Below are 14,532 nucleotides of genomic sequence, written 5' to 3'. Positions count from 1 at the left end.
GAGTTCGTACCCCCGACGGTACGAACTCGCACCGTTGGTACGAACTCGTGGCTGGCGAGGGCGGGGAGAGGGGAGGTGCGGCCGGGGGAGGAGGTGCGGCGAGATGGCGGGCATCAGCGTGCCTGCGCCTTCTGCAGCACGCGGAGCAGGTCGGCAGCGGCGCTGACGGCGATGACGGCGGGGTGCTTGCCGGTGATGTCGCCGACGCCGATGGGGCAGGTGATGCGCTCGAGCGCGGCGTCGTCGTGGCCGACCTGGTGCAACCGCAGCCGGAACCTCCCCCACTTGGCGCGGGACCCGATGAGCCCGATCGAGCCGAGCGGGCGGCGCAGCGCCATGTCGCAGATCGCGATGTCCTCGGCGTGGTCGTGGGTGAGGACGAGCACGTGGGCGTCGTCGGGCAGCAGGCCCGGTGTCGTGAGCACGGTCTCGGGTGCAGCAGGGTGATGGAACAGCACCGACGCGTGGCCACCCTGCAGGTCTGCGCGCTGCGCGGGGGTGAGGATCTCGGGTCGCGAGTCCACCAGGTGCAGCGCGATGTCGAGGCGGCAGGCGATCCTCGCGAGCTCGAGGCCCACATGACCGAGTCCGAACAGCACCACGGTCTGGCGGACCCCGATGGGCTCCAGCAGCAGCCGCACCTGACCGCCGCAGCATTGGCGGCCGTGCTCGGTGCTGACATGCTCGGTCAGCCCGACATCCATCATCTCGGGTGCGTCGGCCCGCTCACGCAGCAGCGCCCGTGCGCGTTCGACCGCGGTGATCTCCATGTTGCCGCCACCGATGCTGCCCCAGGAGGCTGTGCCGGAGACGACCATCTTGGTGCCCGACTCGCGCGGCGCGTGACCGCGGACGTCGATCACGGTGACGAGCACGTGCGCGACGCCCTCGGACCGGAGGTGCGTGACCGCCTCGATCCAGTCCATCTCATGCCTCCACGTGGGCCGGCGTGGTGGTCGAGAGTGCGACGCGCATCTCTGCCCGTGCCGATTCGATCGCCCAGAACACCGCTTCTGGCGTGGACGGGCAGGCCAGGTCGACACAGTGCCCCGCCGGGCCGAACGCGGCGCACGCCTGCCGGATCGCCTCCCGCACGCTGAACGCCAGCATCAGCGGCGGCTCACCCACCGCCTTGCTGCCGTAGACCACCCCGCTCTCGTGGGCGCGCGCGAAGAACTCGACCCGGAAGTCCTCAGGCATCTCCGAGAACGAGGGGAGCTTGTACGTGCTGGCGGCCTGTGTGGCCAGGCGGCCGCGACCGGCGCCGTCGGAGCCGTCCCAGCGCAGGTCCTCCAGCGTCAACCAGCCTGCGCCCTGCACGTAGCCGCCCTCGACCTGGCCGCGATCGATCAGCGGGGAGAGCGAGTCGCCCACGTCATGGACGATGTCGGTGCGCAGGGTTCGGTAGGCACCGGTGAAGCCGTCGACCTCCACCTCGGTGACCGCAGCCCCGTACGCGTAGTACTTGAAGGGTGACCCCTGCATGCGCTCGGCGTCCCAGTGCAGCCCCTCGGTGCGGTAGTAGCCGGCGGCAGAGAGCGAGACGCGCTGCGTGTAGGCGTCGGCGATCACCTCGGCCCAGGTGAGAGCGGCGCCGCCGCCCAGTGCTGTGACCATGCCGCCGCTGAACCGAACGTCGTGGCCGTGCACCCCGAGCGTCGCTGCCGCCACGCCCCGTAGCCGCTCGATGATCTGCCGGCATGCATCCTGCACCGCGCCTCCGTTGAGGTCGGCGCCCGAGCTGGCCGCCGTGGCCGAGGTGTTCGGCACCTTGTCGGTACGTGTGGGTGCGAGGCGCACGAAGCCCAGCGGCACACCCAGCGCCGTGGCGGCGACCTGCAGCATCTTCGTGTGCAGCCCTTGGCCCATCTCGGTGCCGCCGTGGTTGATCAGAACCGAGCCGTCCTTGTAGACGTGCACCAGCGCTCCGGCCTGGTTGAAGGCGGTCAAGTTGAAGGAGATGCCGAACTTCACCGGCGTGATCGCCAGCCCACGCTTCACGTGCGCGTGCGCGGAGTTGAAGGCGGCAACAGCAGCGCTCCGCCCGTCGTAGTCGCTGGTCGCGCGCACCCGCTCCCAGATCTCCGTGATCCGCTCGGCGTGCCGGATCGGCTGCCCGTACGGCGCATGCTGACCCGGCCCGTAGAAGTTTCGACGGCGCAGCTCGTCGGCCTGAAGGCCGAGCGCCGGCGCGAGCCGCCCGAGCAGGTCCTCCAGCACCGCCATGCCCTGCGGACCGCCGAAGCCACGGAATGCGGTCTGTGACGTCTTGTTCGTCTTCGCGACCCGCCCGTGCAGCTCGATGTTCGGCACCCAGTACGCGTTGTCGACGTGGCACAGGGCACGAGCCAGAACCGGCTCCGACAGGTCGAGGCTCCAGCCGCCGTCGGCAGTCAGCTCCGCGCGCAGCGCGAGGATCCGACCCGCGTCGTCGAAGCCGACCTCCCAGCTGGCGTGGAACGGGTGGCGCTTGCCGGTCATCGTCATGTCCTGCGGGCGGGTCAGCCGCACCCGGACCGGCCGGCCGGTCAGCGTCGCGCCCAGCGCGGCTACCGCGGCCAAGCCGTGCGGCTGCATCTCCTTGCCGCCGAACCCGCCGCCCATGCGGAGGCACTGCACGGTGACCTCGTGGCTGCGCATCCCGAGCACGTGCGCCACGATCTCCTGTGTCTCGGAGGGGTGCTGCGTGCTCGACTGCACGAACACCTGGCCGCCCTCGTCCACGAGCGCCAGCGCCGCGTGCGTCTCCAGGTAGAAGTGCTCCTGGCCGCCGATCTCGAGCTCGCCGGAGAACCGATGGGCTGCCGCCGCGAGCCCGGCCTCGACGTCGCCGCGCGAGACCGTGCGCGCGGCACCCTGGTAGGAACCGGCGTCGATCGCCTCGCGCACCGTGACGATCGACGTCAGCTCCTCGACCTCCACCTCGACCGCCTCGGCACCCAGTCGTGCCGCCTCGGGGGTCTCACCGAGCACCCACGCCACCGCGTGGCCCATGTAGCAGACCTCGGTGGGGAACAGCGGCTCGTCGTGCTTGACGCCGGCGTCGTTGATCCCGGGCACGTCGGCAGCGGTCAGCACGCGCGCCACACCCGGCACCGCGAGCGCCGGCTCCACCCGCATGGCGGTGACCCGCGCGTGCACGTGCATCACCTGCACCGGCCAGGCGTGCAGCACGCCCTGGGTGCGGCCCACGAGGTCGTCGGTGTACAGCGCCGCACCGGTCACGTGCAGCGTGGCCGACTCGTGCGGGATCTCGATGCCGACTACCGCGCCCTCCGGGGTGTCGGCCAACGCGTTGCTCATGCTCCTCCCTCCGCCGCGGCGTCGTAGAACCGGAGCAAGCTCTGCTCGAGCATCGCGGCGCGGTAGCGGGCGCTCGCGCGGTGATCGTCCATCGGGGTGCCCTCGCCGGCAAGCACCGCGGCGGCGTCGGCGACCGTGCCCGCGTCCCACGTCCGGCCCCGCAGCGCCTCCTCGGTCGCGAGCGCGCGCAGCGGAGTCGCTGCCACGCCACCGAGACCGATCCGCACCTGGTGCACCACACCGCCGGTCAGGTCCGCGGCGATCGCCACCGCCACCGAGGAGATGTCGTCGAACCGGCGCTTGGCCACCTTGAGGAAGCTGGAACGCGGCAGCAGCGGCAGCGGGATCCGCACCGAACGGATGAGCTCGTCGGCTGTCCGCACCGACTCGCGGTACCCGGTGAAGTACTCCGCCAGCGGCACCTCCCGGTCACCGCGGATCGAGGTCAGCACCAGCGTGGCCCCCAGCGCGAGCAGCACCGGCGGCGCGTCGCCGACCGGGGATCCAGTGCCGAGGTTGCCGCCCAGGGTTGCCCCGTTGCGGATCAGCCGGGACGCGAACTGCACGGCCAGTTCGTCCAGCAGCGGGACCGCGCCGCCGAGGCCGCGCTCGATCTCCGAGAGCGTGAGCGCCGCGCCGATCTCGATGCTGTGCTCGCCCATCTCGAGCGCCCGCAGCTCCGGGAGCTGATCGATCGCCACCAGCAGCGGCGCGCGCCGGTGTCGGAGGTTCGCCTCGACACCCCAGTCGGTCGAACCCGCGACCGGGACCGCGCCCTCGGTCGATGCGAGCGCGTCGAGCGCCTCACCCAGGTGAGCCGGCCGGGCGAACGCGTGCTCGCCGTCGAGCATGGTCGACCGGACCACGGGCGCGGGTGAGGCCCGACGCTCACCCAGCCGGTCGCCGTCGGGCACGGACCCGAGCGCGAAGGCGGCCTCCTGGATCGGGCGATAGCCCGTGCATCGGCAGAGGTTGCCCGAGAGGGCGTGCAGGTCGAAGCCGTTCGCCCCGCACTCGGCGGAAGCCTCGCCCTCGCGCCGGTCTGGCCGGTAGTACTCGGCCGCCATCGAGCACACGAAACCGGGCGTGCAGTAGCCGCACTGTGAGCCGCCGCGCATCGCCATCTCGTGCTGCACGGGGTGCAGGTCGCCGGGACTGCCCAGGCCCTCGGAGGTGATCACCTCAGCGCCGTCGAGCGCAGCCGCGGGCACCAGGCACGAGTTGATGGCGGTCCAGCGGGTGCCACCGCCCTTGTCGGCGCGCGCCACGAGCACCGAGCACGCACCGCACTCACCCTCGGCGCAGCCCTCCTTGGCGCCGGTCAGGCCCTGGGCGCGCAGCCAGTCGAGCGCGCTCGTGGCGCCGCTGACATCGCCGAGCGGGCACGCGCGACCGTTGACCGAGGCCTCGATCGGAACGCTCATGACCCGCTTCCTTCCACCCGTGCGTCATTGCCCGCGCATGGTTGAAGCTGGTCGACCCACGTCCGGTTGGCCATGCGAACGGCGCGTGGTGAACAAACAATCTACACACCCGCGCCCGGCCTGGGTAGCCTCACGGGATGCGCTTCGACGATGACGCCATGCTCGCCCTCGCCGGTCGGCTCGCCGAGATCGGGGGCATCGTGGGCGTGACGCTCGGCGGGAGCCGAGGCCGCGGCGAGGGCAAGCCCGACTCCGATACCGATCTCGGCCTGTACTACCGCGGTGAGATCGACGTCACCGCGCTCGGCGCGCTCGCCCGCGAGGTCGCCGGCCCGGAAGCCGCAGTCACCGGCCACGGCGGCTGGGGTCCCTGGGTCGACGGCGGCGGCTGGCTCCGTATCGACGGCGCACCGGTGGATCTCCTCTATCGCGACCTCGACCGTGTGGACGCGTGCTGGCAACGGGTCACCCGCGGTGAGAACGAGTTCCACGTGCAGACCGGGCACCCGCTGGGCGTGCCCGACCTCGCGTACCCGGGCGAAGTGGCGCTCAGCCGGGTGCTGATCGACCCCACCGGTGAGCTGGCGCGGCGCCGTGCGGAGTACCAGGCGTACCCGCCCGCGCTTGCGGACACGGTGACCGAGGGAATCTGGGAGGCGGAGTTCCTCGCCGGTGGTGCCGTCAAGGTCGCGGACCGGGGCGATCCCGCCTACGTCGCGCTGCTGCTCTCGCGAGCGCTGCTGCTCGCGGCACACGCGATCTGCGCCCGCGCCGGCCGCTGGGTGACCAACGAGAAGGGGCTGATCCAGGTGGCGGCTGCGCAACCCGGAGCGCCCGCGGGTTTCGCCGAGGATGTGCAGGAGGCGCTCGCCGCCGTGGTGAGCGATCCCGCCGCCGCGATCAGCCGTGCGCGTGCCGTGGTTGCCTCGGTCATCCACACCTCGCCCGCCGTCCCCGGGTAGCGGTGAGTGCGGTCCCATGTCACGGTGAGGGTGGTGAGTGTGGTCCCACGGGACGCCGCGCGGTGGGACTGGCGTCACCACCCTCGCCAGGAGGTGGGACTGGAGCCACCACCCTTGCCACGAGGTGGGACTGGAGTCGCCGCTGAAGGGGTGGGAGTGGCAGCGGGCGGGGATAGCGTGGCGGGATGCGAGGCCAGGAGGTGCTCCCGCATCCGGCGACCGGGGCGGCGTTCGGCTCACCGGTGCCGCCCGGGACCGGGTGGCCCGAGGACCCGGCCGACGCGGCCACCCCGGTCGCGCGCGACGAGCGGCGGGTCGTCGCACTTGCGGGCGAGGCCGCTGATCTGTCCACGCTCGACGCCCGCGTGAGCGTGTGCGAGTCGTGCCCGCGTCTGGTTTCGTGGCGTGAGGATGTCGCGGAGACCAAGCGCCGCTAGTTCGCGGACCAGCCCTACTGGGGCCGCCCCGCGCCCGGCTTCGGCGACACGCGCCCACGGCTGCTCGTCATCGGACTCGCACCCGCTGCGCACGGCGCCAACCGCACCGGCCGCGTGTTCACCGGCGACCGCTCCGGGGACTGGCTGTTCGCCGCCATGCACCGCACCGGGTTCGCCAGCCAGCCGACGTCGATCCACGCCGGTGACGGGCTCACGCTCGTCGGCGCACGCGTGATCGCCGCGGTGCGGTGCGCCCCGCCGGACAACAAGCCCACGCCGGTCGAACGGCACACCTGCGCACCGTGGCTGCACCGCGAGATCACCGTGGTGACGCCGTCGGTCACGGCGGTGCTCGCCCTCGGTGGCATCGCGTGGCAGGCCACGTTCGCAGCGCTCGCCGAGCTCGGCTGGGCGGTCCCACGGCCGCGACCCGCGTTCGGTCACGGGGCCGAGACGGCCGTCACCACGCCGCAGGGACGCCGGGTGGCCGTGATCGGGAGCTACCACCCGTCACAGCAGAACACCTTCACCGGCAGGCTGACCGAGGAGATGCTCGACGGCGTCCTGCGCCAGGCGGATCGCGTGCGCTGAGTGGCGCACGCGATCAGATCCACGTGGTCAAACCCACATTTCGCAAGAGCACGATTCGCCTAATCTTGAAGGGTGATCAAGGCCCGGAAGGTACCCCGCATCCTCGTCCTCGGGGGAGGCTACGTCGGCCTGTACGCCGCGCTGTCGCTGCGGCAGCGGCTGGGCAGACGCGAGGCGGCGATCGTCGTCGTCGACCCCCGCTCGTACATGACGTATCAACCATTCCTGCCCGAGGCGGCCGCCGGCTACCTGGAGCCCCGGCACGTGGTGGTGCCGCTGCGCCGCACGCTGCGCAGCTGCACGATCCTGTCCGGCCGGGTCAGCACCCTCAACCATGCGAACCGCGTCGCCGAGATCACCCCGCTCGAAGGCGAGTCGTACTCGATCTCCTACGATCACGTGATCACCTCGCTCGGCGCCGTGGCGCGTACGCTGCCGATCCCGGGGCTGGCCGAGCACGGCATGGGCTTCAAGCAGATCGAGGAAGCGATCGCGCTGCGGAACGCCGTGCTGGGCAAGATGGAGGCGGCGAGCTCGACGTGGGACCCCGAGCTGCGCCGTCGACTGCTGACGTTCACGTTCGTCGGTGGCGGCTTTGCCGGCATCGAGGCACTCGGCGAGGTCGAGGACATGGCGCGCACCGCCTGCAAGGACTTCGACTCGATCCGTCGCGAGGACCTGCGGTTCGTGCTCATCGAGGCGATGGGCCGGATCCTGCCCGAGCTGGGGGAGGAGCTCGGCGGCTACGCGCTCGAGCAGCTACGCGCCCGCAGCATCGACCTCAAGCTGAACACCCGGCTGGAGTCGTGCGTGGGCGGTCTGATCGAGACCTCTGACGGGGACCGCTTCGAGTCCGACACCCTCGTCTGGACCGCGGGGGTCAAGGCCAGCCCCGCGCTGGGATTCACCGACCTGCCGCTGGACGAGCGCGGGCGCGTACGCACGAACGCGACGCTGCAGGTGGTCGACGAGTCCGGTCAGGTGATCGAGGGCGCCTGGGCGGCAGGAGACTGCGCCGCCGTGCCTGACCTCGCCGGCGAGCCGGGGAGCACCTGTGCCCCGACGGCGCAGCACGCCGTTCGCCAGGGTCGTCACCTCGGTCAGAACCTGGCCAGGCTGATCGTGGGCGAGGAGCTCGTCGACTACAAGCACGCCAACCTGGGCACGGTCGCCTCGCTCGGGCTGTACAAGGGCGTGGCGCAGACCTTCGGGATCAAGCTTCGCGGCCCGCTCGCCTGGTTCATGCACCGGACGTACCACATGTGGGCGATGCCGACCCTGAACCGCAAGGTCCGCATCGTGCTCGACTGGACCACGGCGTTGCTGTTCCGCCGCGAGATGGTCGCGCTCGGCGCCTTCTCTTCGCCGCGCGCCGAGTTCACTGCGGCGGCCGGCGGCGGGCAGGCGACGAGCAAGTCCGGCTCGAAGACACCAGCCGGCTGAACCTCAGGTGCCCGGGACCGCCAGCTCCAGGTCTCGGCCCGGGATCGCGGCGAGCAGACGCTGGGTGTAGGGCTGCTCGGGTGAGTCGAACACGCGATCGGTCGGGCCTTGCTCCACGATCCTGCCCTTCTCCATGACGCAGGTGTGATCGGCGATCTGCCGCACCACGGCGAGGTCGTGGGAGATGAACAGGTAGGTCAGGCCGAGGCGCTCCTGCAGCTCGGCCAGCAGGTGCAGGATCTGTGACTGCACGATGACGTCGAGCGCGGAGACCGCCTCGTCGCAGACCACCACTTCAGGCTGCAGTGCCAGGGCCCGTGCGATCGCGATCCGCTGCCGCTGGCCGCCGGAGAGCTCGGCGGGGTAGCGGCGCGCCATGCTCTGCGGCAGCGCCACCTGGTCCAGCAGCTCGTACACGCGGGCCGCTCGCTCCTTCGGGTTCCCGAAGGCGTGCGCGCGTAGCGGCTCCTCGATCGTGCGGAACACCGTGAACAACGGGTCGAGTGAGGAGTACGGATCCTGGAACACCGGTTGCACGCGGCGGCGGAACGCGATCTCCTCGCGTTGAGTACCGACCTGCACGGGCTCGCCCTCGAGCAGCACCTGCCCGTCGGTCGGTTCCAGCAGGTGCAGCAGCATGCGCGCGACCGTCGACTTGCCCGAGCCGGACTCGCCCACGATCGCCACCGTGCTGCCGCGATGCATGTCGAAGCTGACGTCGTCGACCGCCACCACATCGGGCTCGCGCCCGAACAGCCCGCGCCGCGCACCGGGAAACACCTTGCGCAGGTTCTCGACCCGGATCAGCGGCTCGTCCTGCGCCTCCTGGGCGGGCTCGTCGTGCCCGTCGGTCACCGAGAGCAGGTCCTCGCCCTCCACCGCGCCCTCGACGCCTGCTTGCTTGGCGATCTGGATGCGTCGGGAGGCGAGCGACGGCGCAGCCGCCAGCAGTCTCTTCGTGTACTCGTGCTGGGGGTCGGTGAGCAGCTCCAACGCCGGCCCCGACTCGACCAGCTCACCGCGGTACATCACCAGTACGTTCGAGGCCCGTTCGGCGGCCAGCCCGAGATCGTGGGTGATGAGCATGACGGCGGTGCCCCGCGCCGTCGTCAGCTCCTCCATCTGGTCGAGCACGACCTTCTGCACGGTGACATCGAGAGCGGACGTGGGTTCGTCGGCGATGAGCAGCTCAGGCGAGGCCGACAGCCCGATCGCGATGAGCGCGCGCTGGCGCATGCCGCCGGAGAACTGGTGCGGATAGGCGCGCAACCGCTCCTCGGCCTGCCCGATGCCTGCCTCGGTGAGGAGCTCGGTCGCGCGCTCACGAGCCTGCGCGCCCGCGGCAGTGCCGGTGTCCTCCAGCGTCTCGATCAGCTGCCGGCCGATCGTGGCGGTCGGGTTGAGGTTGGTCATCGGATCCTGCGGCACGAGCCCAAGCACACGCCCGCGCAGCGGCTGCATCCGCCGCGGCGACAGCCCGCTCAGCTGCGTGCCCTGCAGTGTCACGGTGCCTGCCGTGATCGAGCCGTTGCTGGGCAGCAGCCCGAGCACCGCGGCCGCGACGGTCGACTTGCCGGAGCCCGACTCGCCGACCACGGCGACCGTCTGTCCCTCACGGATGTCGAAGCTGACGCCGCTGACGGCGACCACCGTGCCGGTGTCGGTGGTGAACGTGACCTCCAGGTCACGGACCTGCAGCAGTGCGCCCTCGCTCATCGCCGCCTCCTCAGCCGCGGGTCGAGCGCTTCACGGAGCGACTCGCCCAGCAGGGTGAACCCGAGTGCCGTGATCGAGATGCACAGACCCGGCAGGATCGCGAGCTGTGGCGCGATCGACAGCTCGTTCTGCGCCTGTGTAAGCATGCGCCCCCACTCGGCCTCGGTCGGACGTCCGCCACCGAGCCCGAGGAACGAGAGCGCGGCCGCCTCGATGATCGCGGTGGCGAGCACGAGCGTGGCCTGCACGATCACCGGACCGAGCGAGTTCGGCAGCACGTGCGACATCGTCACGGTGCCGCGGGTCAGCCCGAGCGAGCGCGCGGCGAGCACGTAGTCCTGGTTGCGCTGCTGCAGCATCGACCCGCGCAGCAGCCGCGCGAAGATCGGGATCTGCACCACGCCGATCGCGATGATGATCGAGGAGTTGTTCTGCCCCGCGATCGCGGCGATCGACACCGCGAGCAGCAGCGACGGGATGGCCAGCAGCAGGTCGACGAACCGCATCGCCAGCGTGTCCACCCAGCCTCCGAAAGCGCCGGCGAGCAGGCCCACAGCCACACCGCCGAACAACCCCAGCAGGGTCGAGACCACGCCGATGATCAGCGAGGCGCGCGCGCCCCAGATCAACTGGCTGAGCACGTCGCTGCCGAAGCGGTCCAGCCCGAGCGGGAACTCCGCCGACGGGCCCGGGATCATCGTCGGCCGGATCAGGTCCCGGCCCGGGGTCGCCTGCGCGGGATAGGGAGCGAGCCACGGTGCCAGCAGCGCGATGATCACGAACGCCAGCACGATCACGGCGCCGATGATGGCGATCGGGTTGCGGCGCATGCGACGGAAGGCCTGCGTCCACACGCTGGCGCTGTCGCTCTTGGTCTCCTGTGTCGTGCGTCCGGTGCCGGGCTCCGGTGGAGCGTCCGGCTCGCTCGGCGGCTCGGCCGGGGGGAGGGTCGCGGTCATCGTGTCCTCAGTCGCGGGTCGATGAGGCCGTACGAGATGTCGACGGCGAGATTCACCAGGGCGTACACCAGCGCGATCATGATGATGAAGCCCTGCAGCACGGGGTAGTCGGCGTTGTAGATGGCATTGGCGAGGAAACCGCCGATGCCGGGGAACGAGAACACGGTCTCGGTGAGCACCGCTCCGGACAGCAGCAGGCCGACCTGCAGCCCGATCGTGGTCGAGACCGGCAGCAGCGCATTCCGGAGCAGCACCCGGTTGCGCACCCGCTTCGGGCGCAGCCCCTTGGCCATCGCGGTGCGCACGTAGTCCGAGCCCTGTACCTCGATGACGGAGGCGCGCGTCATGCGGGCGATGATGGCGAGCGGGATCGACGCCAGCGCCAACGCCGGTAGCACCAGGTGCAGGATCGCGTCCCAGGCGGCGTCGAACTCACCGGTGAGGACGCCGTCGAGGACATACAGGTTCGTGTAGTGCGTCGCATTGATGTTGCTCGACTGCCTGCCGGTGCTGGCGAACCAGTTGAGCTGGACCGCGAACACGTACTTGAGCATGAACGCCAGGAAGAACACCGGAACGGTGACCCCGAGCAGCGACACCACCACGGCGATGTTGTCGAGGAACGAGCCGTGCTTGCGGGCCGCGAGGTAGCCGAGCCCGATGCCGACCACCACGGCGATCGCGATCGCCCAGATCGTCAGCTCCAGGGTGGCGGGGAACCGGTTGGCGAACTCCTCCAGCACGGGGCGGCGCGTGGTGAGGGACGTGCCGAAGTTTCCCTGCAGCAGCTGGCCCAGGTAGCGGAAGTACTGCTCATGAAGCGGCCGGTTGAAGCCGTAGAGCTCGTTGATCTGGGCGATGGCGTCCTCGGTGGCGCGTTCGCCCAGGAGCGCGCGCGCAGGCCCGCCGGGCAGCGCCCGCACCCACAGGAACAGCAGGATCGTCAGACCGAACAGCGTCGGGACGAGCAGCGCCAGCCGGCGCACGATCAACCTCAGCACGGAACCTCACACGTTCTGCCGCGACCGCCGGCGCCACGGATGCGGCGCCGGCGGTCGAGCGATGGACCTCACGGACGTGCCGTGAAGGTCACTCCGGCAGCTCCACGAGGTTGTAGACCTCGTCCTGGACCGGCGAGGCCGGGTACACGATGCCTTCACGGAAGGCCAGCGACGGCACCGGGTGCGCGATCGGCAGGCCCGGGAGGAACTCCAGCAGTGCCGCGTTGGCCTCCTCGTAGGCGACCGTCTGCTCGTCGATGTCCGGCAGCACGCGGGCGTCGCCGATCATCTCGAACAGCTCCGGGTTGTCGAAGCCCCACTCGGGCGAGGCCTGGCCGAAGAAGACACCGATGAAGTTGTACGTGTCGTTGTAGTCACCGGTCCAACCCAGCAGGTGCAGGCCGTGGTCGGGTCCGCCCTGGACGCGGTCCAGGTAGTCCGGGTTCCACGTCAGCGGCGTGGCCTCCACCGTGATCCCGACGTCCTCGAGATCGGCTGCGATCCGCTCGAACACCTGCTCCGGTGTGGGCATGTAGGGCCGTGACACGTTGGTCGGGTAGGTGAAGTCGAGCGTCAGCGGGTTGTCCGGGCCGTAGCCGGCCTCCTCGAGCAGGCTGCGCGCCTGGTCCTGGTCGTACTCGTACTGCATGACGTCGTCGTTGTAGCCGACGACCGACGGCGGCACGAAGTTCGTCGCGACCTCGGTGCCTTCGGGGAGTGTGGCGGCCACGAGCGCCTCGCGGTCGATCGCGTGCGCGATCGCCTGGCGGACGGTGAGGTCGTCGAGTCCCTCGGCAGCCTGGTTCATGCCCAGGTAGAGGATGTTGAAGGCGTCACGGTCGACGATCTCGAAACCGTCCTCCTCGAGCGCGACCACGTCGGCCGGGCCCACGAGGTCGTAGCCGTCGATGTCGCCCGCCTCGAGCGCCTGCCGGCGTGCGGTCGGGTCGCTGATGATCGGGAAGACCACGCGGCCCACCTGACCCTGCTCACCCCAGTAGTCGGGGTTCGCGGTCAACACGACCTGCTCGTCCGGCGACCAGGACTCGAAGACGAACGGTCCGGTGCCCGTGGGGTGCTCGAGCGCGTACTCCGGCAGCACCGGAGCGTCCGAGGCGCCCTGCACGTCGTCGGCTCCGTACTCCTCGAGCGCCGTGGGCGACTGCATCGAGAACGCGGGCAGCGACAGCGCGGCCACGAACTCCGGCAGCGGCGAGGAGAGCCGCACGATCGCGGTCGCGGCGTCGGCTGCCTCGCACGAGTCGTACTTGCCGTTGCCATCCTCGGCGTAGCCGCCGTTCACCTTGAGCCAGTAGTACGAGAGGCTCTCGGTCGCGGCCACGCCGGTGAAGTTGTTCCATCGCTCGAAGTTGAAGCAGACGGCCTCGGCGTTGAAGTCCGTGCCGTCGTGGAACTGCACGCCCTCCTTGAGGTGGAAGGTGTACTCGAGGCCGTCGTCGCTGACGTCCCAGTCCTCGGCCAGCAGCGGAGCGGGGTCGGCCGTGCCGGGAACGGTCCCGACGAGGCCCTCGAAGATCTGTCGCGCCACCCGGAACGACTCACCGTCACTGGCGAATGCGGGGTCGAGCGACCCGGGGTTCGCTGACGCCGCGAACGTGAACGTGGCGTCGCCGACGCTGGTCCCGCCGCCGCCGGTGTCCTCGCCTCCCTCGCCCGTGGGGTCGTCGTTGTCCCGCTGCGAGGCGCAGCTCGTGAGGATGAGGGCGGCGGCTACGGCGGTCGCGGCCCATCGGAGGGTTCGTCGCATGTTGCTCCTTCGCGTGCGAGCGGGTCTCGCTCGGCCACGTCACACTAGACGGCCGCGAGGGCGCCTCGTGTCCGAATGTCGGGATGTTGACCGAACTGCAACATGCCCGATACATCGCCCCGGGCCGCCATCCGGCTACCCTCACAGACGCCCCCATAGCCCAATCGGCAGAGGCAGCCGACTTAAAATCGGCCCAGTCCGGGTTCGAGCCCCGGTGGGGGCACGGTGCGCCCGCCCAGGCCTACCGGCGCAGCACCGATTGCGCGAAGAACCCCGACCATGGGCACCGAGCCCCGGTCAGATCCAGCGGCGCACCCGGCGGCAGTACTCGAGGTATTCGTCACCGAAGATGCGGCGCAACCGTTCCTCCTCGCCGCGGATCACCGAGGTGATCACGAGCAGCGCCGGCAGCAGCGACAGCACCGGCCACCAGCTGGCGGTCGCCAGCGCCACGCCTAGCACGATGAGCGTGAACGCCACGTAGATCGGGTTCCGGCTGAACCTGAACGGTCCGGAGGTGATCAGCGCGGACGCGTCTCGGAACGGCAACATCGGCGTCGCGGCGCGAGCGAACTCACGCTCGGCGGCGACCACCAGCACGACGGCGACCGCGAACGGCACGACCGCCAGCAGCCGCACCCAGACCGCCGAGGGCAACGCGAGCGGGTGCAGCAGATGGCCGACCAGCGCGAGCAGCAGCCCGCCGCTGTAGATCAGAGGGGGATAGGGGCGCATCGTCGTCTCAGAACGCGCTCACGATCGTGACGATCACCAACGTGGCCTCGCCGACCTTGATCCCGAGGTCGGGGTGCGTGTTCGAGAAGTAGCCGTACGGAGCCGCCACCAGGATCACGTCGCCACTGTGCAGCGAGCCCACCTCGACCCCCAACGCCTCGGCGAGTTCCTCGGGGGCCAGCGACGTGGCGCC

11 protein-coding genes, 1 tRNA gene and 1 pseudogene are annotated in these 14,532 nt (G+C 70.7%); 4 read left to right on the top strand and 9 right to left on the bottom strand.

Annotated features, from left to right (window positions below):
* Positions 1-113 precede the first annotated feature (113 nt).
* From xdhC to ACOJSN_RS13945, 3 genes are read right to left on the bottom strand one after another with little or no spacing between them, the layout of a single operon-like run.
* On the bottom strand, positions 114-926 hold the full coding sequence (xdhC, locus tag ACOJSN_RS13955; RefSeq protein WP_420113105.1) for a xanthine dehydrogenase accessory protein XdhC: 813 nt from the start codon (positions 924-926) through the stop codon (positions 114-116).
* 1 nt (position 927) lies between these two features.
* Complete coding sequence (xdhB, locus tag ACOJSN_RS13950; protein WP_420113104.1) at positions 928-3,303, bottom strand: xanthine dehydrogenase molybdopterin binding subunit; 2,376 nt, start codon at positions 3,301-3,303, stop codon at positions 928-930.
* Complete coding sequence (locus ACOJSN_RS13945) at positions 3,300-4,727, bottom strand: xanthine dehydrogenase small subunit (RefSeq protein WP_420113103.1); 1,428 nt, start codon at positions 4,725-4,727, stop codon at positions 3,300-3,302. Before ACOJSN_RS13945 ends, xdhB begins: the two co-directional genes overlap by 4 nt.
* A 137-nt stretch (positions 4,728-4,864) precedes the next feature.
* Between ACOJSN_RS13945 and ACOJSN_RS13940 the strand changes: the two genes are divergently transcribed.
* The 3 genes and pseudogenes from ACOJSN_RS13940 (at position 4,865) to ACOJSN_RS13930 (ending at position 8,160) form a co-directional block, all read left to right on the top strand.
* The gene (locus ACOJSN_RS13940; RefSeq protein ID WP_420113102.1) at positions 4,865-5,689 is read left to right on the top strand and encodes a nucleotidyltransferase domain-containing protein; all 825 of its coding nucleotides are present in this window, start codon (positions 4,865-4,867) and stop codon (positions 5,687-5,689) included.
* Between the two features lie 185 nt (positions 5,690-5,874).
* A pseudogene (locus ACOJSN_RS13935) lies at positions 5,875-6,717 on the top strand (uracil-DNA glycosylase).
* Between the two features lie 72 nt (positions 6,718-6,789).
* Complete coding sequence (locus ACOJSN_RS13930) at positions 6,790-8,160, top strand: NAD(P)/FAD-dependent oxidoreductase (RefSeq protein WP_420113101.1); 1,371 nt, start codon at positions 6,790-6,792, stop codon at positions 8,158-8,160.
* A gap of 3 nt (positions 8,161-8,163) precedes the next feature.
* On the opposite strand, the gene ACOJSN_RS13925 is transcribed toward ACOJSN_RS13930, so the two are convergent.
* From ACOJSN_RS13925 to ACOJSN_RS13910, 4 genes are all read right to left on the bottom strand, one after another.
* A complete protein-coding gene (locus ACOJSN_RS13925) occupies positions 8,164-9,876 on the bottom strand; it encodes a dipeptide ABC transporter ATP-binding protein (RefSeq protein WP_420113100.1) in 1,713 nt (570 codons plus the stop codon).
* Positions 9,873-10,835, bottom strand: coding sequence for an ABC transporter permease (locus ACOJSN_RS13920; protein WP_420113099.1), 963 nt, complete (start codon positions 10,833-10,835; stop codon positions 9,873-9,875). The genes ACOJSN_RS13925 and ACOJSN_RS13920 overlap by 4 nt, the downstream gene beginning before the upstream one ends.
* Positions 10,832-11,836 carry an ABC transporter permease gene (locus tag ACOJSN_RS13915; RefSeq protein ID WP_420113098.1) on the bottom strand — a complete coding sequence of 335 codons (1,005 nt, stop codon included), beginning with the start codon at positions 11,834-11,836 and terminating at the stop codon, positions 10,832-10,834. The genes ACOJSN_RS13920 and ACOJSN_RS13915 overlap by 4 nt, the downstream gene beginning before the upstream one ends.
* A gap of 88 nt (positions 11,837-11,924) precedes the next feature.
* Complete coding sequence (locus ACOJSN_RS13910; protein ID WP_420113097.1) at positions 11,925-13,604, bottom strand: ABC transporter substrate-binding protein; 1,680 nt, start codon at positions 13,602-13,604, stop codon at positions 11,925-11,927.
* Between the two features lie 149 nt (positions 13,605-13,753).
* On the opposite strand from ACOJSN_RS13910, the gene ACOJSN_RS13905 reads away from it, so the two are divergent.
* Positions 13,754-13,827: transfer RNA gene (locus tag ACOJSN_RS13905), tRNA-Leu, on the top strand.
* Between the two features lie 74 nt (positions 13,828-13,901).
* On the opposite strand, the gene ACOJSN_RS13900 is transcribed toward ACOJSN_RS13905, so the two are convergent.
* Together ACOJSN_RS13900 and ACOJSN_RS13895 are read right to left on the bottom strand one after the other, a co-directional pair.
* Positions 13,902-14,339: a methyltransferase family protein gene (locus ACOJSN_RS13900; protein WP_420113096.1), complete on the bottom strand. Its 438-nt coding sequence runs from the start codon at positions 14,337-14,339 to the stop codon at positions 13,902-13,904.
* Between the two features lie 7 nt (positions 14,340-14,346).
* Positions 14,347-14,532 (bottom strand): hypothetical protein (locus ACOJSN_RS13895; RefSeq protein WP_420113095.1); only part of this gene is annotated, 186 nt, incomplete at its 5' end.

It is taken from the genome of Pseudactinotalea sp. (assembly GCF_048594945.1).
Taxonomy (GTDB): Bacteria; Actinomycetota; Actinomycetes; order Actinomycetales; family Beutenbergiaceae; genus Pseudactinotalea.
Note: the sequence above shows the minus strand (reverse complement) of the source record. Positions and strands in the feature narration are given on the sequence as shown.

Bases quoted from the DNA above. Each gene is read 5' to 3' on its own strand.
- xdhC (WP_420113105.1), bottom strand. From the start codon at position 926: ATGGACTGGATCGAGGCGGTCACGCACCTCCGGTCCGAGGGCGTCGCG.
- xdhB (WP_420113104.1), bottom strand. From the start codon at position 3,303: ATGAGCAACGCGTTGGCCGACACCCCGGAGGGCGCGGTAGTCGGCATC.
- ACOJSN_RS13945 (WP_420113103.1), bottom strand. From the start codon at position 4,727: ATGAGCGTTCCGATCGAGGCCTCGGTCAACGGTCGCGCGTGCCCGCTC.
- ACOJSN_RS13940 (WP_420113102.1), top strand. From the start codon at position 4,865: ATGCGCTTCGACGATGACGCCATGCTCGCCCTCGCCGGTCGGCTCGCC.
- ACOJSN_RS13925 (WP_420113100.1), bottom strand. From the start codon at position 9,876: ATGAGCGAGGGCGCACTGCTGCAGGTCCGTGACCTGGAGGTCACGTTC.
- ACOJSN_RS13920 (WP_420113099.1), bottom strand. From the start codon at position 10,835: ATGACCGCGACCCTCCCCCCGGCCGAGCCGCCGAGCGAGCCGGACGCT.
- ACOJSN_RS13910 (WP_420113097.1), bottom strand. From the start codon at position 13,604: ATGCGACGAACCCTCCGATGGGCCGCGACCGCCGTAGCCGCCGCCCTC.
- ACOJSN_RS13900 (WP_420113096.1), bottom strand. From the start codon at position 14,339: ATGCGCCCCTATCCCCCTCTGATCTACAGCGGCGGGCTGCTGCTCGCG.